This window comes from Afifella aestuarii (assembly GCF_004023665.1).
Lineage (GTDB): Bacteria > Pseudomonadota > Alphaproteobacteria > Rhizobiales > Afifellaceae > Afifella > Afifella aestuarii.
Window position 1 is genome coordinate 989,879 of record NZ_SAUF01000002.1, and the last position, 24,595, is coordinate 1,014,473.

At 63.6% G+C, this 24,595-nt stretch carries 29 protein-coding genes; 27 read left to right on the forward strand and 2 right to left on the reverse strand.

The annotated features are described in order from the left end of the window. Positions 1-87 precede the first annotated feature (87 nt). From EO094_RS13050 to EO094_RS13060, 3 genes are read left to right on the forward strand one after another with little or no spacing between them, the layout of a single operon-like run. Positions 88-933: an urease accessory protein UreD gene (locus tag EO094_RS13050; RefSeq protein ID WP_128292711.1), complete on the forward strand. Its 846-nt coding sequence runs from the start codon at positions 88-90 to the stop codon at positions 931-933. A 9-nt stretch (positions 934-942) separates the two neighbouring features. After that, positions 943-1,245, forward strand: coding sequence for an urease subunit gamma (locus EO094_RS13055; RefSeq protein WP_128292714.1), 303 nt, complete (start codon positions 943-945; stop codon positions 1,243-1,245). A 47-nt stretch (positions 1,246-1,292) separates the two neighbouring features. Then, positions 1,293-1,598: an urease subunit beta gene (locus tag EO094_RS13060; RefSeq protein WP_128292716.1), complete on the forward strand. Its 306-nt coding sequence runs from the start codon at positions 1,293-1,295 to the stop codon at positions 1,596-1,598. A gap of 111 nt (positions 1,599-1,709) precedes the next feature. On the opposite strand, the gene EO094_RS13065 is transcribed toward EO094_RS13060, so the two are convergent. Beyond that, a complete protein-coding gene (locus tag EO094_RS13065; protein ID WP_128292718.1) occupies positions 1,710-2,168 on the reverse strand; it encodes a hypothetical protein in 459 nt (152 codons plus the stop codon). 193 nt (positions 2,169-2,361) lie between these two features. Between EO094_RS13065 and EO094_RS13070 the strand changes: the two genes are divergently transcribed. The 9 genes from EO094_RS13070 (at position 2,362) to ureG (ending at position 8,194) form a co-directional block, all read left to right on the forward strand. Then, the gene (locus EO094_RS13070; RefSeq protein WP_246008502.1) at positions 2,362-2,763 is read left to right on the forward strand and encodes a lysozyme inhibitor LprI family protein; all 402 of its coding nucleotides are present in this window, start codon (positions 2,362-2,364) and stop codon (positions 2,761-2,763) included. A 94-nt stretch (positions 2,764-2,857) separates the two neighbouring features. Next, positions 2,858-3,121, forward strand: a complete 264-nt coding sequence (locus EO094_RS13075) for an AbrB/MazE/SpoVT family DNA-binding domain-containing protein (RefSeq protein WP_128292720.1) — start codon at positions 2,858-2,860, stop codon at positions 3,119-3,121. A 2-nt stretch (positions 3,122-3,123) separates the two neighbouring features. Then, complete coding sequence (ureC, locus tag EO094_RS13080; protein WP_128292722.1) at positions 3,124-4,836, forward strand: urease subunit alpha; 1,713 nt, start codon at positions 3,124-3,126, stop codon at positions 4,834-4,836. A gap of 22 nt (positions 4,837-4,858) precedes the next feature. Continuing rightward, positions 4,859-5,383, forward strand: a complete 525-nt coding sequence (locus EO094_RS13085; RefSeq protein WP_128292724.1) for a GNAT family N-acetyltransferase — start codon at positions 4,859-4,861, stop codon at positions 5,381-5,383. Positions 5,384-5,446: 63 nt separating this feature from the next. After that, the gene (locus EO094_RS13090; RefSeq protein WP_128292727.1) at positions 5,447-6,055 is read left to right on the forward strand and encodes a LysE family translocator; all 609 of its coding nucleotides are present in this window, start codon (positions 5,447-5,449) and stop codon (positions 6,053-6,055) included. Continuing rightward, positions 6,052-6,576 carry an urease accessory protein UreE gene (locus EO094_RS13095; RefSeq protein WP_246008503.1) on the forward strand — a complete coding sequence of 175 codons (525 nt, stop codon included), beginning with the start codon at positions 6,052-6,054 and terminating at the stop codon, positions 6,574-6,576. The genes EO094_RS13090 and EO094_RS13095 overlap by 4 nt, the downstream gene beginning before the upstream one ends. Before the next feature lie 22 nt (positions 6,577-6,598). After that, positions 6,599-6,880, forward strand: a complete 282-nt coding sequence (locus tag EO094_RS13100) for a YrhK family protein (protein ID WP_128292729.1) — start codon at positions 6,599-6,601, stop codon at positions 6,878-6,880. Further along, a complete protein-coding gene (locus tag EO094_RS13105; RefSeq protein ID WP_128292732.1) occupies positions 6,873-7,547 on the forward strand; it encodes an urease accessory protein UreF in 675 nt (224 codons plus the stop codon). Before EO094_RS13100 ends, EO094_RS13105 begins: the two co-directional genes overlap by 8 nt. After that, positions 7,544-8,194: an urease accessory protein UreG gene (gene ureG, locus EO094_RS13110; RefSeq protein ID WP_128292736.1), complete on the forward strand. Its 651-nt coding sequence runs from the start codon at positions 7,544-7,546 to the stop codon at positions 8,192-8,194. The genes EO094_RS13105 and ureG overlap by 4 nt, the downstream gene beginning before the upstream one ends. A gap of 7 nt (positions 8,195-8,201) precedes the next feature. On the opposite strand, the gene EO094_RS13115 is transcribed toward ureG, so the two are convergent. Then, positions 8,202-9,152, reverse strand: a complete 951-nt coding sequence (locus EO094_RS13115) for a LysR substrate-binding domain-containing protein (RefSeq protein WP_246008504.1) — start codon at positions 9,150-9,152, stop codon at positions 8,202-8,204. 114 nt (positions 9,153-9,266) lie between these two features. On the opposite strand from EO094_RS13115, the gene EO094_RS13120 reads away from it, so the two are divergent. The 15 genes from EO094_RS13120 to menB all read left to right on the forward strand — a co-directional run bounded on the left by EO094_RS13120 (position 9,267) and on the right by menB (position 24,567). Further along, positions 9,267-10,319 carry a class 1 fructose-bisphosphatase gene (locus EO094_RS13120; RefSeq protein ID WP_128292739.1) on the forward strand — a complete coding sequence of 351 codons (1,053 nt, stop codon included), beginning with the start codon at positions 9,267-9,269 and terminating at the stop codon, positions 10,317-10,319. A gap of 9 nt (positions 10,320-10,328) precedes the next feature. Then, positions 10,329-11,204: a phosphoribulokinase gene (locus EO094_RS13125; protein WP_128292742.1), complete on the forward strand. Its 876-nt coding sequence runs from the start codon at positions 10,329-10,331 to the stop codon at positions 11,202-11,204. Positions 11,205-11,219: 15 nt separating this feature from the next. Next, complete coding sequence (tkt, locus tag EO094_RS13130; RefSeq protein ID WP_128292745.1) at positions 11,220-13,262, forward strand: transketolase; 2,043 nt, start codon at positions 11,220-11,222, stop codon at positions 13,260-13,262. Beyond that, positions 13,262-14,344 carry a class II fructose-bisphosphate aldolase gene (fba, locus tag EO094_RS13135; protein WP_128292747.1) on the forward strand — a complete coding sequence of 361 codons (1,083 nt, stop codon included), beginning with the start codon at positions 13,262-13,264 and terminating at the stop codon, positions 14,342-14,344. The genes tkt and fba overlap by 1 nt, the downstream gene beginning before the upstream one ends. Before the next feature lie 35 nt (positions 14,345-14,379). Further along, the gene (locus EO094_RS13140) at positions 14,380-15,837 is read left to right on the forward strand and encodes a form I ribulose bisphosphate carboxylase large subunit (protein WP_128292749.1); all 1,458 of its coding nucleotides are present in this window, start codon (positions 14,380-14,382) and stop codon (positions 15,835-15,837) included. Positions 15,838-15,870: 33 nt separating this feature from the next. Then, positions 15,871-16,287 (forward strand): ribulose bisphosphate carboxylase small subunit, encoded by a 417-nt coding sequence (locus EO094_RS13145; protein WP_128292752.1) that lies wholly within the window; start codon positions 15,871-15,873, stop codon positions 16,285-16,287. 73 nt (positions 16,288-16,360) lie between these two features. Further along, positions 16,361-17,320 carry a CbbX protein gene (gene cbbX / locus EO094_RS13150; RefSeq protein ID WP_128292755.1) on the forward strand — a complete coding sequence of 320 codons (960 nt, stop codon included), beginning with the start codon at positions 16,361-16,363 and terminating at the stop codon, positions 17,318-17,320. Between the two features lie 35 nt (positions 17,321-17,355). Beyond that, positions 17,356-18,039 carry a ribulose-phosphate 3-epimerase gene (gene rpe, locus EO094_RS13155; RefSeq protein ID WP_128292757.1) on the forward strand — a complete coding sequence of 228 codons (684 nt, stop codon included), beginning with the start codon at positions 17,356-17,358 and terminating at the stop codon, positions 18,037-18,039. 20 nt (positions 18,040-18,059) lie between these two features. Continuing rightward, positions 18,060-18,611 carry a thioredoxin family protein gene (locus EO094_RS13160; RefSeq protein ID WP_128292759.1) on the forward strand — a complete coding sequence of 184 codons (552 nt, stop codon included), beginning with the start codon at positions 18,060-18,062 and terminating at the stop codon, positions 18,609-18,611. Continuing rightward, positions 18,611-19,294, forward strand: coding sequence for a phosphoglycolate phosphatase (gph, locus tag EO094_RS13165; protein WP_128292762.1), 684 nt, complete (start codon positions 18,611-18,613; stop codon positions 19,292-19,294). The genes EO094_RS13160 and gph overlap by 1 nt, the downstream gene beginning before the upstream one ends. A 173-nt stretch (positions 19,295-19,467) precedes the next feature. Beyond that, positions 19,468-19,779, forward strand: a complete 312-nt coding sequence (hmuQ, locus tag EO094_RS13170; protein WP_128292764.1) for a heme-degrading protein HmuQ — start codon at positions 19,468-19,470, stop codon at positions 19,777-19,779. 71 nt (positions 19,780-19,850) lie between these two features. After that, positions 19,851-20,588, forward strand: coding sequence for an aspartate/glutamate racemase family protein (locus EO094_RS13175; protein WP_128292766.1), 738 nt, complete (start codon positions 19,851-19,853; stop codon positions 20,586-20,588). 129 nt (positions 20,589-20,717) lie between these two features. Next, entirely contained in the window at positions 20,718-22,043 is a 1,326-nt protein-coding gene (locus tag EO094_RS13180) for an isochorismate synthase (protein WP_128292769.1), read from the forward strand. Then, entirely contained in the window at positions 22,040-23,719 is a 1,680-nt protein-coding gene (gene menD, locus EO094_RS13185) for a 2-succinyl-5-enolpyruvyl-6-hydroxy-3-cyclohexene-1-carboxylic-acid synthase (RefSeq protein WP_164879657.1), read from the forward strand. The genes EO094_RS13180 and menD overlap by 4 nt, the downstream gene beginning before the upstream one ends. An 11-nt stretch (positions 23,720-23,730) precedes the next feature. Then, on the forward strand, positions 23,731-24,567 hold the full coding sequence (menB, locus tag EO094_RS13190) for a 1,4-dihydroxy-2-naphthoyl-CoA synthase (protein WP_128292776.1): 837 nt from the start codon (positions 23,731-23,733) through the stop codon (positions 24,565-24,567). Positions 24,568-24,595: the final 28 nt, after the last annotated feature.

Below are 24,595 nucleotides of genomic sequence, written 5' to 3' on the forward strand. Positions count from 1 at the left end.
TTCAGTAGAAATACAGATTTGAAGCGTGGCGGGCGCTCTCGACTCGCTCATCATTCTCGTCGATGGTCGGATGCGGAAGAGGGCGGGATGCTTCGAACGAGCGTCGATACGAGTGACAGAGCCACCGCGCCTGCGCGCCTCCAGCGCGTCGAGGCGGAGGCGCGGATTGCTTTCAAGCGCGACGGCGGGGTGACCCGTCTCGACCGGCTGTTCCACCAGGGGTCTGTGAAGTGGCGCCTGCCGCACGTGCCGGCGGGCATGCCGCCCGAAGCTGTCGTCATCAATACCGCGGGCGGTCTGACCGGTGGTGACCGGTTTTCCGTCACCGTCGAGATGGGCGAGGCGACGACGGCGGTTGTGATGACACCCGCCTGCGAGCGGCTTTACCGCGCGGCGGGCGGGGTTGCCGAAATCGACGTGCATCTCGATCTCGCGGCAGGCGCGACCCTCTACTGGCTGCCGCAGGAGACGATCGCGTTTGAGGGCGCGGCCTGTCATCGCCGCATCACGGCCGAGTTCGGCGATGGTGCCCGGCTTCTCGCGCTGGAATCGACACTTCTTGGGCGCCGCGCCATGGGCGAACGCGTGACGCGGGCCGATCTGCGGGAAAGCTGGCGCGTGCGCCGGTCGGGACGTCTCATCCATGCCGACGAACTCGCCCTCCGCGGCGATCTCGCGGAGCTTGACAGCGCGCGGGCGACACTGGCCGGCGGTAGTGCTTTTGCGAGCCTTGTCCTCGTGGCGGAGGATTGCGAGCCTCTCGTCGATCATTTGCGCGCAGCACTCGGACCCGGAGGCGGGGCGAGCGCCTTCAATGGCAAAATACTTGCTAGGCTGGTGGCAGAAGACGGTCTTGCGCTGCGGCGCCACCTTGTGCCCGCACTCAGAATTCTATTAGCGGATTGTCCGCTGCCCAAAATCTGGACGCTTTGAGATAGGATCATGCAGCTCACCCCGCGCGAAAAGGACAAACTGCTTGTTGCCATGGCGGCTGAAGTCGCCCGAAAGCGGCTTCAGCGGGGCGTCAAGCTCAACCATCCCGAGGCGATCGCCCTGATCACGGATTTCGTGGTCGAAGGTGCGCGCGACGGACGCGCCGTTGCCGATCTCATGGAGGCAGGCGCCCATGTCGTCACCCGCGATCAGGTGATGGACGGCGTGGCGGAGATGATCCACGACGTTCAGGTGGAGGCGACGTTTCCGGATGGGACCAAGCTCGTCACGGTCCACCAGCCGGTGCGTTGAACACGGGGCGGGAGAAGGATTTCCGCGAGAAGAGAGGTATTGGTGCCATGATCCCTGGAGAGGTCATTCCGGCGGCGGGCGACATCGTTCTCAATGAAGGTTGCGAGACCGTCGGCCTGGAGGTCGCCAATACGGGCGACCGCCCCGTTCAGGTGGGCTCGCACTACCACTTCTATGAAACGAACGAAGCCCTGGCTTTCGACCGCGAGAAAGCCCGCGGCATGCGCCTCGATATTGCGGCGGGCACGGCCGTGCGTTTCGAGCCGGGCCAGAGGCGCGAGGTGACGCTCGTGCCGCTTCCTGGCGCCCGCAAAGTGTACGGCTTCAATCAGAAGGTCATGGGTGCGCTGTAAGCGCGACCGGATATTGGGCTGCTGACGTACCGCAGTCGATAATCACCGCCGGAGCGAATTGCATGGAAGAGGGCACGGTCGCTCAGGCGGCCGCGCCCTTTTATGCTCCCGTCAGCTGCGTACAAACAGCAGAAGGTCGCCCGAGGGCATCATCTGCGCGGCGACCACTTTCGTCACATCGAGCCCACCCTCGCGAAGCCGCGGTCCGAGCTGCTGATGGTGCGAGAGGGTGTCGCGCAACTCCGTCACCTTGTCCTGGTTGTCGGCCACGGCCTGATCGACGCGTGCAGCCGCATCCGCGCCGGCACGTTCATCGATGGTCACGACGCCGACCTGCTTGATGTCGGTGTCCGAGATGGCATCGGCGGCGTTGCCGGAATCGGCGACCGAAGCGACGACGCTGTCGACGGTAATCGGCGTGCGGCCCTGTTCTCCCGGCGCTGCCGGCTGGGCGGCCTGCGTCTGGTCCGGTTTGGCCGCGGGCGTGCCTGCATCTTGCGCGAAGGCGGCGGGTGCCAGAAGCGGGAGGGCGAAAGCGGCCGCGGCTGCTGTTGAAACGATCTTTCGCATCGGTCTTTCCTCTTCATCAGAGTTGGGACAGGCCCGCCATGCGGCGGGCGCGTCGGAAGCTCCGCCAGTCTGCGTTTCGAGGGGCCGAAAATGTGATCATTCAGGGACCATTTCGCGGTGCCTGCGGCTGTGCCATCTTCTCTTTCATGATGTTTCGAAGCCGTGGAAGTGCGGCAAGTGGAGAAATTGTTTGATGGCGCGATCCGATATGTTCATGGCCGCCCTTGTCGTCCTTCTGACCCTGCCGAGTGTGGCGTGGGCGGCCGAATGCGCCGATCCGCAGACGCAGGCAGAGATGAATGCCTGCGCAGCGCAGACATTCGAAGAGGCGGACGCCGCTCTCAACGAAGCGTGGCCGAAGGTTCTGGAGTATTACCGTGCGCTGGACGCCGAGCTTTCGGATGATCTGAAGGGCGCGGAAGAGGCGCTCCTTGAAGCACAGCGCACCTGGATCGTCTTCCGTGATGCGCATTGTGCCTCTGTCGGCTTCGCTGCGCGTGGCGGCACCATGGAGCCGCTTCTTGTCACGTCCTGCAAGGCCGACCTGACGCGCGAGCGGACCGATCAGCTTCTGGCACTGTTGGGAGACAAATAGGCGGCAAGTCGGCGAAAGTGGACGCGGTCGGCAGATATGCGAAATGTAAGCTGGTCGGCTATATGTAAGGCAGTGCGCTGTTTCGGAGCTGTTCATGGGTGCCGCAGCAAAGGTTTCCGGCAAGGGCCAGATCACCATCCCGAACTCGATCCGGGAGGAGATGGGCATCGAGAAGGGTGACGAGCTCGTTTTCTACGAAGGTCTCGATGGCCGTATGCGCGTAAGGGTGCGCAAGCTGCGTCGTGGCGCGGGCCGCGCCATGCTGCATTGGCCAAATGCTCCAAAGACTTCCGAGGAGGTCCGAAAAGCGGTGAACTTGGCTGTCGGCGCGTCTCGATTTGCCAAAGTGGAAAGCTGACCATGCCCGCCACAATTTCCCGTGCCGCCTATGCCGACATGTTCGGCCCCACCACCGGAGACAAGGTTCGCCTTGCCGATACCGATCTCGTCATCGAGGTGGAGAAGGATTTCACCATCTATGGCGAGGAGGTGAAATTCGGAGGCGGCAAAGTCATTCGCGACGGCATGGGCCAGAGCCAGCATGCGCGGGCGGATGGCGCCGTCGACACGGTCATCACCAATGCACTGATCGTCGACCACACCGGTATCTACAAGGCCGATATCGGGTTGAAAGACGGGCGCATCGCGGCGATCGGCAAGGCCGGCAATCCCGATACGCAGCCAGGCGTCGACATCATCATCGGCCCGGGAACCGAGGCGATCGCGGGCGAAGGCAAGATCGTGACCGCCGGCGGCTTCGACAGCCATATCCATTTCATCTGCCCGCAGCAGATCGAAGAGGCGCTGATGTCGGGCGTCACGACGATGCTCGGTGGCGGCACCGGCCCGGCGCATGGAACGCTCGCGACCACCTGCACGCCGGGCCCCTGGCACATGGCGCGGATGATCGAGGCGGCAGACGCCTTTCCCATGAACATCGGTTTTGCCGGCAAGGGCAATGCCTCGCTGCCGGCTGCGCTCGAGGAGATGGTGAAGGGCGGCGCCTGCGCGCTGAAGCTGCACGAGGATTGGGGGACGACGCCGGGCGCCATCGATTGCTGTCTGTCTGTCGCTGACGATTACGATGTGCAGGTGATGATCCACACCGACACGCTGAATGAATCCGGTTTCGTGGAGAACACGATCGCCGCCTTCAAGGATCGCACCATCCATGCCTTCCACACCGAAGGGGCGGGTGGTGGCCATGCGCCGGACATCATCAAGGTCTGCGGCCTGGCGAACGTCCTGCCGTCCTCCACCAATCCCACCAGACCCTATACGCGGAACACGATCGACGAGCATCTCGACATGCTCATGGTCTGCCATCACCTCGATTCCAACATTCCCGAAGACGTGGCCTTCGCCGAAAGCCGCATCCGCAAGGAGACGATCGCCGCGGAAGACATCCTGCATGACATGGGTGCCTTCTCCATCATCGCCTCCGACAGCCAGGCGATGGGACGCGTCGGCGAGGTCCTGATCCGTACCTGGCAGACGGCGCACAAGATGAAGGTGCAGCGCGGCCGCCTTCCCGAGGAGAGGGGCGACAACGACAATTTCCGTGTGCGCCGCTACATCGCGAAAGTGACGATCAATCCCGCGATTGCGCACGGAATGGCCGACGAAATCGGCTCGGTGGAAGCGGGCAAGCGCGCCGATCTCGTTTTGTGGGATCCGGCGTTTTTCGGCGTGAAGCCCTTCATGGTGCTGATCGGCGGCTCGATCGCGGCCGCGCCGATGGGCGATCCGAACGCCTCCATCCCGACGCCGCAGCCGGTGCATTACCGCCCGATGTTCGGCGCCTATGGCAAGGCGCTGACCAATTCCTCCGTCACCTTCGTCTCCAAGGCGGCGATCGACGATGGCCTTGCGGCGCGGCTCGGCGTGGCGAAGGAACTCGTTCCGGTCAAAAACACCCGCGGCGGCATCTCCAAGGCCTCGATGCTCTTGAACGACGCGACGCCGGAGATCGCGGTCGATCCGGAAACCTACGAGGTGCGCGCCAACGGCGACCTCCTCACTTGCGAACCGGCCGATGTTCTGCCGATGGCGCAGCGGTATTTTCTGTTTTGATCGCTTTTGGAGGCGAGTCGCTATGGTCGTGAGCTTCCGCCAAGCCGATCCGGCCTTCGACCGCTGGGACGAACTTCATCGTCTCTTGATGGATTGCTTCGCCTATATGGCGGCGCGCATCGATCCGCCGTCGTCGCTTCTGCGCATGGGGCCGGCGGAGCTTGCTGAAAAGGCCGGAAGTGAGACGCTGCTTCTGGCCGAAGAGGATGGGCGCATCGTCGGCTGCGCCTTTCTCAGGCTCGAGCCGGACTGCCTTTATATCGGCAAGGTCGCCGTCGATCCGGCCTTTCGCGGGGCGGGGCTGGCGCGACGGCTTTTTGCTCTCGCTGAAGAGCGGGCGCGGGCGAACGGTCGATTGGTCCTCAAGTTGCAGACGCGCGTCGAGCTCTCCGAGAACCACGCCACCTTCGCCCGCCTCGGCTTCGTGAAGGTGGGTGAAACGGCCCATGACGGCTATGACCGTCCGACCAGCATCACCATGACGAAGCCGGTCGACCCTCCACGGCCAGATCGCGCCTTCTCGGCTGCCGTTCCCGAACAAGCCTGACTTCCTTCCGCAGCGCCGCATTTTTCTCTAGGGTTTCATCTGAAACGCCCTGAGAGCTTTGCGATGATCGCCTGGAGCCTTTTCATTCCCGCCTGCTTTGCCGTGAATTGCGCGCCCGGGCCCAACAACATGCTGGCCTTTGCCAATGCCGCGAAGGTCGGGCCGCTCTACGCTCTTCTGGGGGGCCTCGGCCGCATGCCGGCTTTCGCTATTTTGATTGGTGTCACCGTTGCGGGGCTTGGCGCGATCCTGTCCGCTTCCGCTGAGGCGTTCGTCGTCATCAAGCTCCTGGGCGCCGCCTATCTCATCTATGTCGGCGTCAGGATTCTGCGCCATGCGCGGCATCTGGCGCGGGTTGACCCGTCCTCGGTCAGCCTGAAGACGCTGATGCGCCGCGACTTCACCATCGCCATCACCAATCCGAAGGCGATCGCGGTTTTTACTGCTTTCTTCCCGCAGTTCATCGATCCGGCTTTTCCGGCGTGGTCGCAGCTTGCGCGGCTCGGCGGCGCCTTTCTCGTCATGGAGGTCGTGGCGGTCGCGCTCTATGTCGCCGCCGGCGCGCTCCTCAAAGGTCTGCTGCGCTCGGAGCGCATCTTCGTCTGGCTCAATCGTTTCGTCGGCTCGGCGCTGATCGTCTCGGGTGGTTCGATGGCGGTGTCGAGCCGATGACCAGCGAACAGATGTCCGGCAGCCCGCAGACCTGGCCGCGCGCCACCGCCGTCGAAGAGGCAGGTTCGCCCTCGGAAGGGATGACCGAAACCGTGTGTCTCACCTCGGATGAGCGCCACCGCCGCCGTCTGGTGATGACGACGGAAACCGGGCTGACCTTTCTGCTCGACCTTCCCGAAGCGCGGCTGCTGCGGGAGGGCGACCGCCTGGTTCTGGAAGACGGACGTCGTATCGCCGTGCGGGCAAAGCCTGAGCCGCTGCTGGAGGTGCGCGCGCCCGACCGAACCACGCTTTTGCGGCTCGCCTGGCATCTCGGCAACCGCCATACGCCCGCCGCCCTTCAGGAAGGGCGTCTTCTCATCCGCCGCGATCACGTGCTCGCCGAGATGATCCGCAGGCTCGGCGGAGAAATTTTCGAAGTGGAGGAGGCTTTCGATCCGGAAGGTGGCGCTTATGGCAATACGCACCATCCCGGGCATGGTCATGGCACGGAGCTGCCCCATTCTCATGGGCCAGGATGAACAGCACGGACTCCGAGGCAGAATGGCTTTCTTCGACCCTAAGAACAATACGAAGAGCGAGCGTCACCGCACTCTCTACGCGCTCTACGAAATCGCCTTCACGACTGTGGATGTGAGCGCAGCCCTGCTTTTCATCGTCGGCTCCTGGCTTTTCTTCTACCCGGAATTGGAAACGCCGGCGATCTGGTGCTTTCTCATCGGGTCCATCTGTTTTGCCATGAAGCCGACGATCCGCATCGTGCGGGAGCTGCATTATCTCGCGCTCGGAGACTTTGACGATCTCGACAAGGCGGCGCATGGCTGAGGGCGCGAGCGAGGTCGAAAGCGGCAGCGAAAATGCGGCCGCTGCTCTGGTGACGCTCCAGTATTGGCTGTCTCCTGCATTCCCGGTCGGGGCGTTCGCCTATTCGCATGGGCTCGAGCGTGCTGTCGCCGCCGGCTGGGTGCATGACCGCGAAAGCCTGAAGGCATGGCTCGACGCTCTTCTGCTCTGCGGCTCGTTTCGTGCTGATGCTCTGCTCTTCGCAGCAGCCGTTCGCGTGCGTTCGGTCGGAGATGAACAGGAGCTCGCCGAGATAGCCGAGCTTGCCGAGGCTCTGGCGCCTTCGCAGGAGAGGCATCTCGAAACGATGGCGCAGGGGCGTGCCTTCGCCGAGGCGACGGGCGGCCCGGCTAGGCCCTGGCCGGTTGCGATCGGGGCGGCCGCCGCTGATCTCGATATTGGACTTGTGACCGCCGTTGCGAGCTTCCTGCAGGCTGCCATCGTCAATCTCTGTTCAGCAGCGCAAAGGAGCGTTCCGATCGGTCAGAAGGATGCGTTGGCGGTTGTCACTGCGCTGCGCGAGGACGTTCTGGAAACTGCCGCCTGGGCGGCTGCCGCAGATCTCGCCGAGCTTGGCAGCGCGACGTTTTTCTCCGATATCGCGTCGATGCAGCACGAGGTGCAGGAGACGAGGTTGTTCCGCTCATGACGATCACCGCCGAGCCTGCTCCCGCAAGGCAGCGTTCTCCGCACGGCCCCCTTCGCGTCGGCATCGGCGGGCCGGTGGGCTCCGGCAAGACGACGCTTGCCGAAAAGCTCTGCAAGGCGATGCGGGAGCGCCATTCGCTCGCCGTTGTCACCAACGACATCTATACGAAGGAAGACGCGCTCATCCTAAACCGGCTGCAGGCTCTGCCGGAAGATCGCATCGTCGGGGTGGAGACGGGCGGTTGCCCGCATACGGCGATCCGCGAGGATGCATCGATCAACCTTGCTGCCATCGCCGATCTCAACGCCCGCCATCCGGATCTCGATCTCGTCTTCATCGAATCTGGCGGCGACAATCTGGCGGCGACCTTCTCGCCCGATCTCGCCGATTTGACGCTTTACGTGATCAGCGTCGCGGAAGGTGAAAAGATCCCGCGCAAGGGCGGGCCCGCCATCACGCGGTCCGACCTTCTGATCATCAACAAGACCGATCTCGCCCCCTATGTCGGTGCGGACCTCGATGTGATGGCCCGCGATGCGGAGCGGGTGCGCGAGGGAAGACCTTTCGTCTTCACCGATCTTTCCCGCAACGAAGGCGTCGATCAGATCGTCGACTTCCTGGCAAGGACGGGCGGGCTGCCGGGCTAACGCCTTGTTAGTCGCCGCTTGCCTCTTCGTAGAGCTTCGGAAAATGCGGCAGGAATTGCGTGCCGGAATGCACGACGAATTGCAGGAAGGCGCGGGCCCCCGGGGAGACGGATTTGTCGCCGCGGCGCACGACGAACCATTGTCGGCGGATCGGCAGACCATCCATATCGAGTGCCATCAGGCGGCCGGCGGCGATCTCCACGGCGACGGTGTGCGCCGACAAAAAGGCGATCCCGAGCCCCGCAATGACGGCCTGTTTGATCGTCTCGTTGCTGCCGAACTCCACGAAATGGATGGACGGATCGGCAAGAAGATCCCCGAGATAGATTTCCATCGATGTGCGCGTGCCGGAGCCTGGCTCGCGCACGAGCAGGGTCTCGCCGGAGAGCTCGTTGCGGCTGAGATCGATCTGGCCTGCCAGCCGGTGGGCGGGCGAGGCGATCATGATGAGGGGATGGTCGCCGAACACCGCCGCCTCCACCGGCACGGTCTTGGGCGGACGGCCCATGATGGCGCAATCGACATCGAAATCGGTGAGTGCCTGCACCACCTCTTGCCGGTTGCCGACGGTCAGCCGCACGTCGATCATCGGATGTTCGCGCTTGAAGCCGACGACGAGGGCCGGGGCATAGTATTTGGCCGTCGAGACGACGCCCACATGCACCGCGCCGGTGCCGAGTCCCTTGACCTCGTTGATGGTGTCGGCGAGCCGGAAGATCGAGCGTTCCACTTCGGCCGCAGTGTTACGCACCGCCTCGCCAGCGTCAGTCAGTCGCATGCCATGAGCGGTGCGGTCGAAAAGCGGCAGACCCAGCGCGGATTCGATCTGTTTCAGCGTCAGAGTGACAGCTGGACCCGTCAGTCCCAAGGCCTTGGCGGCACTCGCAATTGTTCCGTGTCGTGCAATTTCTGTGACGGCGCGCAGCTGCCGAAGGGTGAGCCAGTCCATGTCACTCATTAGAATTCCTAACTGTGCGCCTTACAAGAATTAAATTTACTTAGTAACCCCAGGGTGTATCTCACACCCAATCAAGACCGACAGGGAAACCTCGGTCAGGGGGGAGGGCAGCATATGGCCGGCCTGAGCACGCTCGAGGCTTTTCTCAGAGCATATAGCAGCACAGAAGATCCGCAGCGTCTTGCGGTGGTGGAAACGGTCCGGGCTCTCGCCCGCGCTTCGCGACAGATTCGTGATGTCGTATCTCAGGGTCAGCTCGGAGGCGACATTGGCGCCGCGCGCGGTTCCACCAATGCCGATGGCGATCGGCAGCGCTTTCTGGATGTGCGCGCTGATGAGATCGTGCTTGCCGAGATGCGGGAAGCCCCCGTCGCCGCCTATGCGTCGGAAGAGATCGGCTCGCCGATCCTTCTCAACCCCGAAGGCGTTCTCGCCGTCGCGACCGATCCGCTCGACGGTTCATCCAACATCGACACGAACGTCTCCATCGGCACGATCTTTTCGATCCTGCCGCATGCGCCGAATGCGGCCGATGGTGTCGGCACGGATTTCGCCCAGCCGGGGCGCAATCAGCTGGCCGCGGGTTTCTTCATTTATGGCCCGCAGCTCGCCATGGTGCTGACGGTGGGCGAGGGCACCCATGTCTTCGTCTATTCGCACCGCATCGGCGGCTATCAGCAGATCCTCGATGGGGTGCTGATTTCTCCCAACACCAATGAGTTCGCCATCAACATGTCGAACTACCGGCATTGGGACGAAGCCGTGCGCATCTATATCGATGACTGCCTGCAGGGCTCTGCGGGTCCGCGCGCTCGCGATTTCAACATGCGCTGGATCGCGTCGCTCGTGGCCGATACCTACCGGATCATCGCGCGTGGCGGCGTGTTTCTTTACCCGCGCGACAATCGCCGTGGCTACGGCGACGGCAGGCTGAGGCTCGTCTACGAGGCCAATCCGATCGCCATGCTGATCGAGCAGGCCGGCGGCCTTGCCACCGATGGCGGCTTTCCGATTCTCGATCAGGTCCCCACGGGCCTGCACCAGCGCACGCCTTTGATCTTCGGTTCGAAGAAGGAAGTGGAGCGCATCCTTCGTTACCACGAGGCGCCGAGCCTGATCGGCGAACGCGCGCCTTTGTTTACCCACCGCGGCCTGTTTCGCGTTTGAGGCCAGGACATGTCAGCAAAGCACCCAATCATTTCAGTCACAGGTTCGTCCGGCGCGGGCACCACATCCGTGCGCCGGACCTTCGAGCAGATTTTCCGTCGTGAAGGGGTCAACGCCGTCTTCATCGAAGGCGACGCCTATCACCGCTACAACCGCGTGGAGATGCGCGAAGAGACCGAGCGTCACAAGGCGGATGGTGATTACTCCTTCAGCCATTTCAGCCCGGAAGCGAACCTCCTCTGCGAGCTGGAGGAGATGTTCGAGGAATACGGCCGCAAAGGCACCGGCAAGACCCGTCATTACGTGCACGATGACGACGAGGCCAAATGCTACGGCTGCCCGCCGGGCGAGTTTACCGACTGGGAGCCGTTCCCGGCCGAATCCGATCTTCTCTTCTATGAGGGGCTGCACGGGGCCGTCGTCACGGACGATTGCAACATCGCCCAGTATCCGGACCTGAAGATCGGTGTCGTGCCGGTCATCAATCTGGAGTGGATTCAGAAGATCCACCGCGATCGTTCCACGCGCGGCTACACGACGGAAGCGGTCACCGACACGATCCTGCGCCGGATGCCCGACTACGTGCATTACATCTGCCCGCAGTTTACCGAGACGACCATCAATTTTCAGCGCGTGCCGATCGTCGACACCTCTAACCCCTTCGTGGCACGGTGGATTCCGACAGCAGACGAATCCATGGTGGTGATCCGCTTCGCGGATCCACGCGGCATCGATTTTTCGTATTTGCTGTCGATGATCCACGATAGCTTCATGTCGCGGGCGAACTCGATCGTGGTCCCTGGAGGCAAGCTCGACATCGCCATGCAGCTGATTTTGACGCCGCTGATTTTGCAGCTCATCGAGCGAAAGCGCCGCGTCTCTTAAACGAAAGGTTTCTTGATGGCCCCTTTGCAGACGACCGTACTGGCCGCTTCGACGAACGCTGAGGCCGCTGATCTCAAGCCGATGGCAAATGCCATCCGCGCGCTCTCTATGGACGCGGTGGAGAAGGCGAAGTCGGGACATCCGGGCATGCCCATGGGCATGGCCGATGTGGCGACCGTCCTCTTCAGCAAGTTCATGCGCTTCGACCCGCAGGACGCCGCCTGGCCCGACCGCGACCGCTTCGTGCTGTCGACCGGCCATGGCTCGATGCTGCTCTACTCGCTGCTTTACCTGACCGGATATCCGGAAGCGACGATCGACCAGTTGCGGAATTTCCGCCAGCTCGGCGCACGCACCGCGGGTCACCCGGAATACGGCCATCTGGCGGGTGTCGAGGTGACGACCGGTCCGCTTGGCCAGGGCCTTGGGGCCTCGGTCGGCATGGCGATCGCCGAACGGCTGATGGCGGCGCGTTTCGGTGACGAGATCGTCGACCATTACACCTATGCAATCGCCGGTGATGGCTGCCTCATGGAAGGCGTCAGCCACGAGGCGATCGATCTCGCCGGTCATCTGAAACTGCGGAAGCTGATCGTCCTCTTCGACGACAACCAGATCTCCATCGACGGGCCGACATCGCTCGCGACCTCCGTCGACCAGCTGAAGCGCTTTGAGGCGGCCGGCTGGTCGGTGCGCCGCGTCGACGGCCACGACATGGCGGCGGTCGAGGCCGCCATCGAGGCCGAGCGCCAGACCGATCGTCCTTCGCTGATCGCCTGCCGCACGATCATCGGCTGGGGTGCCCCCAACAAGCAGGGCACCCATGGTGTGCACGGTTCGCCGCTCGGCACCGAAGAGGTTGCGGCGGTGCGCGAGGCGCTTGGCTGGACGCACGAGCCTTTCGTCATCCCTGAAGAGGTTCTGAAGGATTGGCGCGAGACCGGAAAGCGCGGAACCGCGCTGCATGATGATTGGAAGAAGCGCCTGGCGGAGGCTCCGAAAGAGCGTCGCGACGCCTTCCATGCCGCGCTCGAGCTCGACTTCACGGGCAACGAGTTGCGCGACGCGATCGAGACGATCAAGGAGCGCTTTTCTTCCGAGAAGCCGAAGCTTGCCACGCGGCAATCTTCGCAGAAGGTTTTGGAAGAGCTGGTGCCGCTGTTGCCGTCACTGATCGGAGGTTCGGCCGATCTCACCGGTTCCAACGGCACGCGCGTTGCGGCGCAGCAGCCGGTCACGGCTGACGATTTCAGCGGCAACTACATGCATTACGGGGTGCGCGAGCACGGCATGGCGGCCGCGATGAACGGCATGTCGCTGCACGGCGGTTTCATTCCCTTCGGCGGGACGTTCCTGGTTTTCGCCGATTATTCGCGCCCGGCGATCCGTCTTGCGGCGCTGATGGGCGTGCGCGTCATCCACGTGATGACCCACGATTCCATTGGCCTCGGCGAGGATGGCCCGACGCACCAGCCGGTCGAGCATCTGGAATCTCTGCGCGCCATGCCGAACCTCAACGTTTTCCGTCCGGCCGATGCCGTGGAAGCGGCGGAAGCCTGGCAGTGCGCCATCGAAAACGCCTCGGGCCCTTCGGTTTTGTGCCTGACACGTCAGGGCCTGCCGACGCTGCGCACCGAGCACGTCTCGGAGAACCTTTCGGCGAAGGGCGCCTACGTGCTCCGTGAACCGGAGGGCGACCGCGACGTGACCCTGATCGCCACCGGCTCTGAAGTGCCGATCGCGGTCGAAGCGGCGGAGAAGCTTGCGGCCGACGGCATCGCCGCCGCCGTCGTCTCAGCGCCCTGCTTCGATATCTTCAAGACCCAGGACCGGGCCTATCAGACCAAGGTTCTGGGCACGGCGCCGCGGATCGGCGTCGAAGCTGCAGTGCGCGATGGCTGGGACCGCTGGCTCGGCCCGGACGGTATCTTCATCGGCATGCAGGGCTTTGGCGCGAGCGGCCCCTATCAAGAGCTCTACGAGCATTTCGGCATCACCCCGGACGCCATCGTCGATGCGGCCCGGACCTTCATCAACCTTGGCAAGGAAAGCGAATAATGGCCCGCATCACGCTGCGTCAGCTTTTGGATCACGCTGCCGAGAACGGCTACGGCGTTCCCGCATTCAACATCAACAACATGGAACAGGCTCTGGCGATCCTGGAGGCGGCCTCGTCCGTCGACGCGCCGGTCATCATCCAGGCGAGCCGCGGTGCCCGCGCCTATGCCAACGACATCATGCTCGCGAAGATGATGGAAGCCCTGGTCGAGATCTATCCGAACATCCCGATCTGCATCCATCAGGACCACGGCAACAACGAGGGCACCTGCCTGACGGCCATCCAGCACGGCTTTACCTCCGTGATGATGGACGGCTCCCTCGAGGCCGATGCCAAGACGCCGGCCTCCTATGAGTACAATGTCGCCATCACGAGCCGCGTGGCGCAGATGGCGCATTGGGTCGGCGCCTCGGTGGAAGGCGAACTCGGCGTGCTCGGATCGCTCGAAACGGGCGAAGGCGAGGCCGAGGACGGTCATGGCGCGGAAGGCAAGCTCTCCCAGGAGCAGCTTCTGACCAATCCGGATCAGGCGGTGGAATTCGTCAAGGCGACGAAGGTGGACGCGCTGGCGATCGCCATGGGCACGAGCCACGGCGCCTACAAATTCACCCGCAAGCCGGACGGCGAGATTCTGGCGATGCATGTGATCGAGGAGATCAATCGCCGCCTGCCGAACACGCATCTCGTCATGCACGGCTCGTCGTCCGTGCCGCAGGAATTGCAGGACATCATCAACGCCTATGGCGGGGCGATGCCGCAGACCTACGGTGTGCCGGTGGAAGAGATCGAGCGCGGCATCCGCCACGGCGTCCGCAAGGTCAACATCGACACGGACTGCCGCATGGCGATGACCGGGCAGTACCGCAAGATCGCGCAGGAAAACCCGGCGGAATTCGATCCGCGCAAATTCAACAAGCCGGCAATGGAGGCCATGCGCGAGCTCTGCCGCGATCGTTTCGAACGGTTCGGCACTGCCGGAAACGCCTCCAAGATCAAGGTCATCCCGCTCGAGGAGATGGCCAAGCGCTACCAGAGCGGCGCGCTTGATCCGAAGACCGACATGGCCCTGGCTGCCGAGTAATCGGCCAGCTTCAACGAGAGAAAGCGAGGAGTGGGATGGATACGGAAGCCAAGACCGTCACCGGCAAGGACCGCTACAAGTCCGGCGTCATGGAATACAAGAAGATGGGCTATTGGGAGCCCGATTACGAGCCGAAGGACACCGACATCATCTGTGTCTTCCGGGTGATCCCGCAGGACGGTGTCGATCCGATCGAAGCTTCCGCAGCCGTTGCCGGTGAGAGCTCGACTGCGACCTGGACCGTGGTGTGGACCGACCGTCTGACGGCGGCGGAGAAATACCGCGCCAAATGCTATCGCGTCGATCCGGTGCCGGGCGCCGAAGGCCAGTATTTCGCCTACATCGCCTATGATCTCGACCTCTTCGAGGGTGGCTCGATCGCCAACCTGACGGCGTCGATCATCGGCAACGTCTTCGGTTTCAAGCCCTTGAAGGGCCTGCGTCTGGAAGACATGCGGCTGCCGGTCGCCTATGTGAAGACCTTCCAGGGTCCGGCGACGGGCATCGTCGTGGAGCGTGAACGTCTCGACAAGTTCGGCCGTCCGCTGCTCGGTGCCACCGTGAAGCCGAAGCTCGGCCTCTCCGGCCGCAATTACGGCCGCGTCGTCTACGAGGCGCTGAAAGGCGGTCTCGACTTCACCAAGGACGACGAGAACATCAACTCGCAGCCCTTCATGCATTGGCGTGAGCGCTTCCTCTATTGCATGGAAGCGGTCAACAAGGCGCAGGCGGCGACCGGCGAAGTGAAGGGGACGTACCTCAACATCACCGCCGCCACCATGGAAGACATGTACGAGCGTGCCGAGTTCGCCAAGGATCTCGGCTCCTGCATCGTCATGATCGACCTCGTCATCGGCTATACGGCGATCCAGTCCATGGCCAAATGGGCGCGCAAGAACGACATGATCTTGCACCTCCATCGTGCCGGCCATTCGACCTATACGCGCCAGAAGACGCACGGCGTCTCCTTCCGCGTCATCGCCAAGTGGATGCGCCTTGCCGGCGTCGACCACATCCATGCCGGCACGGTCGTCGGCAAGCTCGAGGGCGATCCGGCGACGACGAAGGGCTATTACGACATCTGCCGCGAGGAGTTTAATCCGCAGGCGCTGCAGAACGGCATCTTCTTCGACCAGGATTGGGCCTCGCTCAACAAGCTGATGCCGGTCGCTTCCGGCGGCATTCATGCCGGCCAGATGCACCAGCTTCTCGACCTTCTCGGCGAGGATTGCGTGATGCAGTTCGGCGGCGGCACGATCGGCCATCCGATGGGTATCGCAGCCGGCGCGACGGCGAACCGCGTGGCGCTCGAAGCCATGGTTCTCGCCCGCAACGAAGGCCGTGACATCGTCAACGAAGGTCCGGAAATCCTGCAGACTGCGGCCAAGACCTGCCAGCCGCTGCAGCAGGCGCTCGAGACCTGGAAGGATGTCACCTTCAACTACGCCTCCACCGACACGCCGGACTTCGTGCCGACGGCGACTGCCGCCTAAAGCCCGAACCGAGACTAATTGGAGAACGCATCCATGCGCATTACCCAGGGCACCTTTTCGTTTCTGCCCGATTTGACCGACGAGCAGATCACCAAGCAGGTGCAGTACTGCATCGACAATGGCTGGGCGGTGAACATCGAGTTCACCGACGACCCGCATCCCCGCAACACCTATTGGGACATGTGGGGCCACCCGATGTTCGACATCGAGGATGCCGCGGCCGTGATGATGGAGCTCAATGACTGCCGTAAGGTCTACGGCGACCGTTACATCCGTCTGTCGGGCTTCGACGCTTCGCACGGTTGGGAATCGGTGAAGATCTCCTTCATCGTCAACCGGCCTGCCGAAGAGCCGGGCTTCCGCCTGGAGCGGCAGGAAGATGCAGGCCGTATGACGCGCTACACGACCAAGGCCTACGCGTCCGACAAGCCGGAAGGCGCGCGCTACTAAGCGATCGCATATCGAGAAATCGGCGTCGCGCCTCGGGCGCGGCGCCAACAGCGGTTTGAGAGCGGATGCTGCGATGAACGATCAGGTGAAACCCGAGAATGCCAATCCCGCTGAGGCGGAGACCGCCGCGCCGGTCACCTCGGTGGATCTGCAGCGCGAATTCGAGGAATCGGGCGTCGGCGACGTCCTGCGTGAGCTCGATGAGACCCTCGTGGGCCTCGCGCCTGTCAAGAAGCGCATTCGCGAAACGGCGGCGCTTCTCCTGGTGGAGCGCGCCCGCAAGCAGCTCGGCCTCGCTTATGAGGCACCGACCCTGCATATGAGCTTCACGGGCAATCCCGGCACCGGCAAGACGACGGTGGCGCTCAAAATGGCGAGCCTCCTTCACCGGCTCGGCTATATCCGCAAGGGCCATCTCGTCTCCGTCACGCGCGACGATCTCGTCGGCCAATACATCGGCCACACCGCGCCGAAGACGAAGGAAGTGCTGAAGAAGGCGATGGGTGGCGTCCTCTTCATCGACGAGGCCTATTACCTCTACCGCCCGGAAAACGAGCGCGATTACGGTCAGGAATCGATCGAGATCCTCCTCCAGGTGATGGAGAACCAGCGCGAGGATCTGGTCGTCATTCTGGCCGGCTACGCCGACAAGATGGACAAGTTCTTCGAGAGCAATCCGGGCTTCCGCTCGCGCATCGCCCATCACATCGATTTTCCCGATTACAACAACGAGGAGCTCCTCAGGATCGCCGAGATGATGCTGAACGAGCAGAACTACGAATTGTCGCCCGATGCGCGCGAAACGCTCATCCGCTACATCGACCGGCGCCGTCAGCAGCCGCATTTCGCCAATGCCCGCTCGGTTCGAAACGCGCTCGACCGCGCTCGCCTGCGCCAGGCGAACCGTCTCTTCGAGGCCGCCAACGGCCCGGTGACGGCGGAAGACCTGAAGCTGATTTCGCCCGAAGACATCAATGTCAGCCGGGTGTTTTCCATTCCAACCGATGCCGAACGCGCCGAAGAAAGGGCGTGAGCGAGATAACCCCGCACGGGACAGGGAGAGCCGCCATGAACGACATCCTGATCGCGCCGTCGATCCTTTCCGCCGATTTCGCCAGGCTCGGCGAGGAAGTTGCCGCAGTCGACCGCGCCGGTGCCGATTGGATCCATCTCGACGTGATGGACGGCCATTTCGTGCCCAACATCACATTCGGCCCGCCGATCATCAAGGCGCTGCGCGGCTCATCGCAGAAAGTCTTCGACTGCCATTTGATGATCGAGCCGGCGGATCCCTTCCTCGAAGCCTTCGCCCAGGCGGGCTGCGATTACATCACCGTGCATCAGGAGGCCGGGCCGCATCTCGACCGCTCGCTGCAGGCGATCCGCGGGCTCGGCAAGAAGGCCGGTGTCTCGCTCAACCCTTCGACGCCGGAAACGACGCTCGAATACGTCCTCGACCGGCTCGACCTCATTCTTTTGATGAGCGTCAATCCGGGCTTCGGCGGCCAGGCCTTCATCCCGGCGATCATCGAGAAGACCCGCCGCGTCAAGGAGATGATCGGCGACCGCGACATCCGCATCGAGATCGACGGCGGCGTGTCGCCGGAGACCGCGCCTGCGCTTGCCGCAGCCGGTGCTGATGTGCTTGTTGCGGGCTCCGCGGTCTTTAAAGGCGGCAGCGAAGAAACATATCGTCAGAATATCGCTGCCATCCGTACGGCAGCGGAAGGGGCGCTGAAGGCGGCCGCCTGAGACGAGACAAGGAGAGCTTCATGGCTGCAACCGCCGCGATCTGCGATTTCGGCTGGAAGGCGAAGGATTTCACCCTCAAGGGGACCGACGGCAAGACCCATTCGCTCGCCGATTGCGCGGGCGAGAACGGTACGCTCGTCGCCTTCATCTGCAATCACTGCCCCTATGTGAAGGCCGTGATCGATCGTTTCGTGCGCGACGCCAGGGAGCTTGAGGCCTACGGCATCAAGACGGTCGCCATCTGCTCCAACGATGCAGAGGCCTATCCCGACGATTCCTTCGATAACATGCAGGCATTCGCCGAAGAGCACGGCTTTTTCTTTCCCTATCTGCATGACGAAGACCAGTCGGTGGCGCGCGCCTGGGATGCCGTCTGCACGCCGGATTTCTTCGGCTTCAACAAGAACCTGGAGCTGCAGTTTCGCGGTCGGCTCGACGCGTCCCGGAAAGAGGCTGCACCGGATGCGCCGCGCGAGCTTTTCGAGGCGATGAAAAAGGTGGCTCAGACCGGCGAAGGGCCGAGGGAACAGATCCCCTCGATGGGCTGCTCGATCAAATGGAAGGCCGCTTGATGGCCTCCTCCTGGCCGAAGGCCATCATTTTCGATCTCGACGGCACACTCGTCGATTCCGTTCCCGACCTCACCGATGCCTTGAACGATCTCCTCGTCGAAGAGGGGCTTCCCGCCGTCAACGAGGACAATGTCCGCAAGATGGTGGGCGACGGCGTCGAAAAGCTCGTCGAGCGTGGTTTTGAGGCGCGGGGGCGCACGCTCGACAAGGTCGAGCTCGAGGGCCTGGTTGCCCGCTTCCTGGCGCTTTACGAGCCGCGGGCGACCGAGAAGACCGTGCTTTTCCCGACCGCCGTGGAAACATTGGCGGGCCTTGAGGAAAGCGGCATCGCGCTCGCCGTCGTCACCAACAAGCCCGGCGCGGCGACGCGTCTCATTCTGGAAGGCCTCGGCGTTGCCGAACGTTTCGGCGCCGTCATCGGCGGCGACAGCGGCCTGCCGAAAAAGCCGGAGCCGGCCGTTCTCCTGGCGGCGCTGCAGCAGCTTGGGATCAGCGCCGACGACGCGCTGATGGTCGGCGACAGCCCCGCCGATGTGGGGGCTGCGCGGGCGGCGGGCCTGCCGGTCCTCGTCATGAGCTACGGTTACACCAAGCTGCCGCCGGAAGAGCTCGGGGCCGATCAGGTGATCGATTCCCTCTCCGAGATCGTCGAAGCCATTCGCATGATGCGCACCGCCGCCTGAGCGCAAAGGTGTCTCGGCAAGGCTCGCCGACGGAGAGAGAATGGGGACGAAAACCGCCTTGTGATCGGCGCCGCCCCTGGCGCCACAACGGCTTTCCGCTATAAGATGAAAATCGTTCTCATCTTTTCGGTCGAGCCCGATCGGCCGGACCAATCCCATAGGAGCAGCGAAAAATGTACATCGCCATGAACCGCTTCAAGGTGAAGCCGGAAGCGGCCGAGGATTTTGCCGAGGTCTGGCGCAGCCGAGATTCGCAGCTGTCGAAGGTGCCGGGTTTCGTCGAATTCCATCTCCTCAAGGGGCCACAGCGCGACGATCACGTGCTTTATGCCTCGCACACGGTCTGGCGCTCTTACGAGGATTTCGAGAACTGGACGAAGTCTGAGCATTTCCGCAATGCCCATGCGGGCGCCGGCGAGCGCAAGCCCCTCTACATCGAGCATCCGCAGTTCGAAGGTTTCGAGGTCCTCGAAGACGTTCGCTGATTGCCGCATCGGGTGGGCGAGCCGCACGGCCTCTGCTATGGCCCAACGGGACAGGCAAGAGAGGAAGTAGCGTGACGACACGACCGCTCGCTCAAAAAACGATCGGTGTTCTGGGCGGTTCCAGCAACATCGCCACCGGCCATTACTATCGCTTTCTCAACGAGATCGTGAATGCGCGTCTCGGCGGTTGGGACATCGCCGAGACGGTGATCGTCGGCATGAATTTCGGCAATATCGAAGCCTTTCTGCATGCCGACGATTGGGCCTCGCTGGAGGCCTATATGGCGAAGAAGGTGGATGCGCTGATTGCCGCGGGCGCTGACGTCATCGTCGGCGTCTCCAACACTTTGCATAAGCCGATGGAGGCGATCCTCGCCTCCCGCGACATCGATTACATCCACATCGTCGATCCGACGGGCGAGGCGACCCGCAAGGCCGGGCTGAAGCGCGTTGCCCTTTTCGGCACCAGGCCGATCATGGAGATGGATTACGCCCGCCGTCGCTACGAGGAAAAATTCGGGCTGGAGATCGTCGTCCCGAATGCGGACGAGCGCGCCGAGATCGATCGCATCATCTTCGACGAACTCGTCAAGGACGTGCTCCGCCCGCAATCGAAGGCCCGTTATCTGGAGATTGCCGAAAGGCTCGCGCGCGAAGAAGGGGCAGAAGGCCTGATCCTCGGCTGCACGGAGATCTTTCTTTTGATCGATCAGAAGGATCGCCCGGACTTTCCGATGTTCAATACGACGCGGCTGCATTGCGAGGCGGCCGTGGACTATGCGCTCACAAACGCGCTAGAGGCGGTGTGAACGGGAGAGGCTGAACAAGGGGGACGGCTGCAGGTCGATCGGCCGGGTCGGCAAGGTTCCGGCAAGGCGGTGCGTCTTTCTTTGCCTCTTCAGCACAAGAGCCCGACAGCGCCTGCGCAATCATCTCTCATGAACGCTAATCTCCACGGCATATCCGGTTTCCTGGAACGGGCGATCGCGGCCTCCGGCGAGACGTTGGCGACGCTTGCGCCGGGCGAACTCGTCAGTCTTGCGATCGCCTTGCCGGAAAGCGCCGAGGCACGCTGTCAGGGGCTTTCGGGTGATTGTCGCTGGGTGTCTCCGCCGACGGGCCGGGCCTTCTATGCCGCCGGAAAAGCGGTCGAGGGTTCGCGTGACGAACTCGACCGCCTGTTGTCGGAAGAAGGTGTCTGGCGCCGCATCGGCGATGGCTCCGCATCGCCACTCGCTTTCTTCACGCTGCCGCCAGCGACGGCCACGCAGGATCTGTCCTTCTTCGTGCCGCGGGTTTTGTTTCGTCGTGAGGGAACGGCCTGGAACGTGGTCTTGTCCGCTGCCCATGACGGACGCGCGTTGCAGGAGATCGCCAGCGACTGGCTCGGGCTCGCGGCCGCCATCCTTTCTCAGGCCGAGCCGGTCGGCGAGGCCCGCATCGAACGCTCACAGGCCTCGCCGGACGAGGCGACCTGGAAGACACGTGTCGCCGAAACGAGTGCTGCGATCCGCGACGGCCGCTTCGACAAGGCGGTTCTTGCCCGCCGTCTGGCGCTGAGGCTTGCCGAACCGGTCGATCCCAATCGGCTGGTCGACCGCCTCGCGGCCGCGAATGCGGGATCGAACGTCTTCTCGCTGCCGCATGGCGGCGGCCATGTCGTTGCCGCAAGCCCGGAACGCCTGGCTGTGAAGAAGGGCCGGGACATCTTGAGCGACGGGCTCGCCGGCACGGCCCGCCATGCCGGAGAGGCACCGGCCGATGATGCCGCCGAGGCGGCGCTTTTTGCTTCCGCCAAGGAGCGCAGGGAGCACGCCATCGTCGTCGATGCGATTGCAGCCGACCTTGAGGATTTCTGCGAGACGCTTGAGCGACCGTCGGCTCCGGGCTTTATGCATCTGTCGCGCGTCACGCATCTGTGGACGCCCTTGTCCGGGCGGCTGAAGCCGGGTGTCGGACTTCTCGACGTGGCGGAACGGCTTCACCCGACCCCGGCCGTTTCGGGATTTCCTCGCGAAACGGCCATTGCTTGGCTGAAGGAGCTGGGCGAGGAGCGCGACGGGCTTTATTCAGGCGTTGCCGGCTGGGTCGACGCGGACGGAGACGGGGAGGCGGCCGTCGTTTTGCGCACGGCTTTCTTTGCCGGGCGCGAGGCGAGCCTGTGGGCCGGTGCCGGCATCATGGCGCAGTCGGACCCGGCGGCGGAATGGATGGAGACGGAAATGAAGCTTGCCACCATGTTGGACCTCTTCGCAGACAAATGAACGGACCCGCCGAACAGACATTTCACTGGGCTGCGGCCCTTGCATCCGGACTTGCAGCGGCCGGCGTGCGCCGGCTTGTCGCCTCTCCGGGCTCACGCTCCACGCCGCTGACGCTTGCCGCCCTGCGCCATCCCGAAATCGGCGTGCGCATGGTGGTCGACGAGCGCTCAGCTGCCTTTTTCGCGCTCGGTCTCGCCAAGGCCTCCGGAGAGCCGGTGGCGCTTGCGGCGACATCCGGCTCGGCGATCGCCAATTGGCTGCCGGCCGTCGTCGAGGCCGATATGGCCCGCGTGCCGCTCATCCTTCTGTCCTCCGATCGCCCGCCGGAACTGCAGGATTGCGGTGCCAATCAGACGATGGAGCAGGCTGGGCTCTTCAGCACGCATGTGCGCAAGTTTTTCCAGCTGCCGCCGGCCGAGGCCGAGACCGGCTGGCTCGCCAATTTCGTTGCGCGGATGGTGGCGGCGAGCCGTGGCCCGCTCCCAGGGCCGGTCCACATCAATGTGCCGTTGCGCGAACCGCTGGTCCCGTCAGCCTCCATCGGCTTGGAGGAAACGGTCGGAGCACCGATCCCGCTGACGCTCCCAGCGCATTTGCAGCCGACGGGCGAAACCCTCAAGCGCATCTCCGGCATCATCGGCAAGGGGCGCGGGGCCATCGTCTGCGGCAGCGAAGCTCTGAGCGATGCCGCGCGCCGCGCGATCCTCGACCTGGCGCGGCGGCTCGACGCGCCGGTTTTCGCCGACGTTCTTTCCGGTCTGCGCTTCGGTACGCAGGAACCGGAAATCCTCGCCCATCCCGATCAGGTGGCGCGCTCTGCGCCGATGCCTGATTGGATCCTGCGTTTCGGCGGCACGCCCGTCTCTAAAGCTGTCTCCACCTGGATGGAGAAAGCGCACACGAAACCCCAGATCGTCATCTCCGAGACGCCGCGGTTTGCCGATCCCGCAGGAACGGCGAGCCACGTCGTCACTGCCGATGTGGCGCTCATCTGCGCGGGGCTCGATGCTCCCGCCGGGCCGCCGGAATGGCGCGCTGAAATCGTTGCCCTCGACGGCGAGGCCGTGCGCGCGGCGGATGCCGTTTGCGACGGCGACCGCGTCTTTGAAGGTGCTCTGATGCGCCGGCTCGTGCGCGCTGTGCCGCCGTCGACCGCGATCTTCCTCGGCAATTCGCTCGCCGTGCGGGCCGCGGACTGGCTTGCCGGCCGCAGCTCATCGAAGCTGCGGGTTTACGGCAATCGCGGCGTCAGCGGCATCGACGGCAATCTCTCGACGGCCTTCGGCATTTCCGCCATCTCCGAGAACTGCGTTGCGGTCGTCGGCGATCTCGCCTTCCTGCACGATCTCGGTGCGCTCGCGCTCGGGCGCGACCTGCCGCTCGCGATCCTGCTTCTCGACAATGGTGGCGGCGGTATCTTCGACCATCTTGCGCAGGCGGATCTGCCGGAATTCGAGACCGGCTGGCTGACGCCGCAATCGCTCGATCATGTGGCGGCCGCGCGCGCTTTCGGCCTTGCCGCTCAGGATGTCGATGGCCTCGACGAGGCGATGGCGGCCGTCAATGCGGCGCTCGACCGGCCCGGAACGACGGTGATCCGCGCCACCATCGTGCGCGAGAAGAGCCTCGCCCGTTTCAAGACTTTCTTCGCCGCCGCTGCGGCGCCCGTGACCTAAGGACAAACGCGATGAGTGACGCAAAGATCGCCTGGCAGACGGTGCCGGGGCAGGATTTCACCGACATCCTTTTCGACAAGGCCGACGGGATCGCCAAGATCACCATCAACCGTCCGCATGTGCGCAACGCCTTTCGGCCGGAGACGCTGGAAGAGATCATGACGGCGCTGCATCTTGCGCGTCTCGATCAGGAAGTCGGCGTCATCATCCTGTGCGGCGCCGGGCCGGACGCCTTCTGCGCCGGCGGCGACCAGAAAATCCGCGGCGACGATGGCGGCTACAAGGACCAGGCGGGCGTCCACCATCTGAACGCTCTCGACCTGCAGCGCATGATCCGCACCTTGCCGAAGCCCGTGGTTGCCATGGTGGCGGGCTATGCGATCGGCGGCGGCAATGTCCTGCAGCTCGTCTGCGACCTGACGATCGCCGCCGACAATGCCCGCTTCGGCCAGACCGGCCCGCGCGTCGGCTCCTTCGATGCGGGTCTCGGCGCAGGGCTGATGGCACGCACGGTGGGGCTGAAGAAGGCCAAGGAGATCTGGTTCCTCTGCCGCCAATACGATGCGCAACAGGCGCTCGACATGGGCATGGTCAACACCGTCGTGCCGCTCGACCGGCTGGAGGAGGAGACCGTCTCCTGGTGCCGCGAGATGCTGCGCCTGTCGCCGACGGCCCTTCGCGTCCTGAAGGCCGGCTTCAACGCCGACACCGACGGGCTGTCGGGCGTGCAGGAGCTTGCCGGCAATGCGACCGCGCTCTTCTATATGACCGATGAAGGCCAGGAGGGACGCAACGCCTTCAACGAAAAGCGCGCCCCGGACTTTTCGCGCTTTCCGCCGCGCCCCTGAGGCGGCCAGATCGCCACGCTTGAACCTC

Bases quoted from the DNA above. Each gene is read 5' to 3' on its own strand.
- EO094_RS13075 (WP_128292720.1), top strand. From the start codon at position 2,858: ATGGGTGCCGCAGCAAAGGTTTCCGGCAAGGGCCAGATCACCATCCCG.
- EO094_RS13140 (WP_128292749.1), top strand. From the start codon at position 14,380: ATGGATACGGAAGCCAAGACCGTCACCGGCAAGGACCGCTACAAGTCC.
- EO094_RS13125 (WP_128292742.1), top strand. From the start codon at position 10,329: ATGTCAGCAAAGCACCCAATCATTTCAGTCACAGGTTCGTCCGGCGCG.
- tkt (WP_128292745.1), top strand. From the start codon at position 11,220: ATGGCCCCTTTGCAGACGACCGTACTGGCCGCTTCGACGAACGCTGAG.
- EO094_RS13065 (WP_128292718.1), bottom strand. From the start codon at position 2,168: ATGCGAAAGATCGTTTCAACAGCAGCCGCGGCCGCTTTCGCCCTCCCG.
- EO094_RS13090 (WP_128292727.1), top strand. From the start codon at position 5,447: ATGATCGCCTGGAGCCTTTTCATTCCCGCCTGCTTTGCCGTGAATTGC.
- gph (WP_128292762.1), top strand. From the start codon at position 18,611: ATGGCCTCCTCCTGGCCGAAGGCCATCATTTTCGATCTCGACGGCACA.
- EO094_RS13070 (WP_246008502.1), top strand. From the start codon at position 2,362: ATGGCGCGATCCGATATGTTCATGGCCGCCCTTGTCGTCCTTCTGACC.
- EO094_RS13050 (WP_128292711.1), top strand. From the start codon at position 88: ATGCTTCGAACGAGCGTCGATACGAGTGACAGAGCCACCGCGCCTGCG.
- cbbX (WP_128292755.1), top strand. From the start codon at position 16,361: ATGAACGATCAGGTGAAACCCGAGAATGCCAATCCCGCTGAGGCGGAG.
- EO094_RS13105 (WP_128292732.1), top strand. From the start codon at position 6,873: ATGGCTGAGGGCGCGAGCGAGGTCGAAAGCGGCAGCGAAAATGCGGCC.
- EO094_RS13055 (WP_128292714.1), top strand. From the start codon at position 943: ATGCAGCTCACCCCGCGCGAAAAGGACAAACTGCTTGTTGCCATGGCG.
- EO094_RS13100 (WP_128292729.1), top strand. From the start codon at position 6,599: ATGGCTTTCTTCGACCCTAAGAACAATACGAAGAGCGAGCGTCACCGC.
- ureG (WP_128292736.1), top strand. From the start codon at position 7,544: ATGACGATCACCGCCGAGCCTGCTCCCGCAAGGCAGCGTTCTCCGCAC.
- EO094_RS13085 (WP_128292724.1), top strand. From the start codon at position 4,859: ATGGTCGTGAGCTTCCGCCAAGCCGATCCGGCCTTCGACCGCTGGGAC.
- ureC (WP_128292722.1), top strand. From the start codon at position 3,124: ATGCCCGCCACAATTTCCCGTGCCGCCTATGCCGACATGTTCGGCCCC.
- EO094_RS13120 (WP_128292739.1), top strand. From the start codon at position 9,267: ATGGCCGGCCTGAGCACGCTCGAGGCTTTTCTCAGAGCATATAGCAGC.
- menB (WP_128292776.1), top strand. From the start codon at position 23,731: ATGAGTGACGCAAAGATCGCCTGGCAGACGGTGCCGGGGCAGGATTTC.
- EO094_RS13145 (WP_128292752.1), top strand. From the start codon at position 15,871: ATGCGCATTACCCAGGGCACCTTTTCGTTTCTGCCCGATTTGACCGAC.
- rpe (WP_128292757.1), top strand. From the start codon at position 17,356: ATGAACGACATCCTGATCGCGCCGTCGATCCTTTCCGCCGATTTCGCC.
- EO094_RS13160 (WP_128292759.1), top strand. From the start codon at position 18,060: ATGGCTGCAACCGCCGCGATCTGCGATTTCGGCTGGAAGGCGAAGGAT.
- hmuQ (WP_128292764.1), top strand. From the start codon at position 19,468: ATGTACATCGCCATGAACCGCTTCAAGGTGAAGCCGGAAGCGGCCGAG.
- fba (WP_128292747.1), top strand. From the start codon at position 13,262: ATGGCCCGCATCACGCTGCGTCAGCTTTTGGATCACGCTGCCGAGAAC.
- EO094_RS13060 (WP_128292716.1), top strand. From the start codon at position 1,293: ATGATCCCTGGAGAGGTCATTCCGGCGGCGGGCGACATCGTTCTCAAT.
- EO094_RS13180 (WP_128292769.1), top strand. From the start codon at position 20,718: ATGAACGCTAATCTCCACGGCATATCCGGTTTCCTGGAACGGGCGATC.
- menD (WP_164879657.1), top strand. From the start codon at position 22,040: ATGAACGGACCCGCCGAACAGACATTTCACTGGGCTGCGGCCCTTGCA.
- EO094_RS13115 (WP_246008504.1), bottom strand. From the start codon at position 9,152: ATGAGTGACATGGACTGGCTCACCCTTCGGCAGCTGCGCGCCGTCACA.
- EO094_RS13095 (WP_246008503.1), top strand. From the start codon at position 6,052: ATGACCAGCGAACAGATGTCCGGCAGCCCGCAGACCTGGCCGCGCGCC.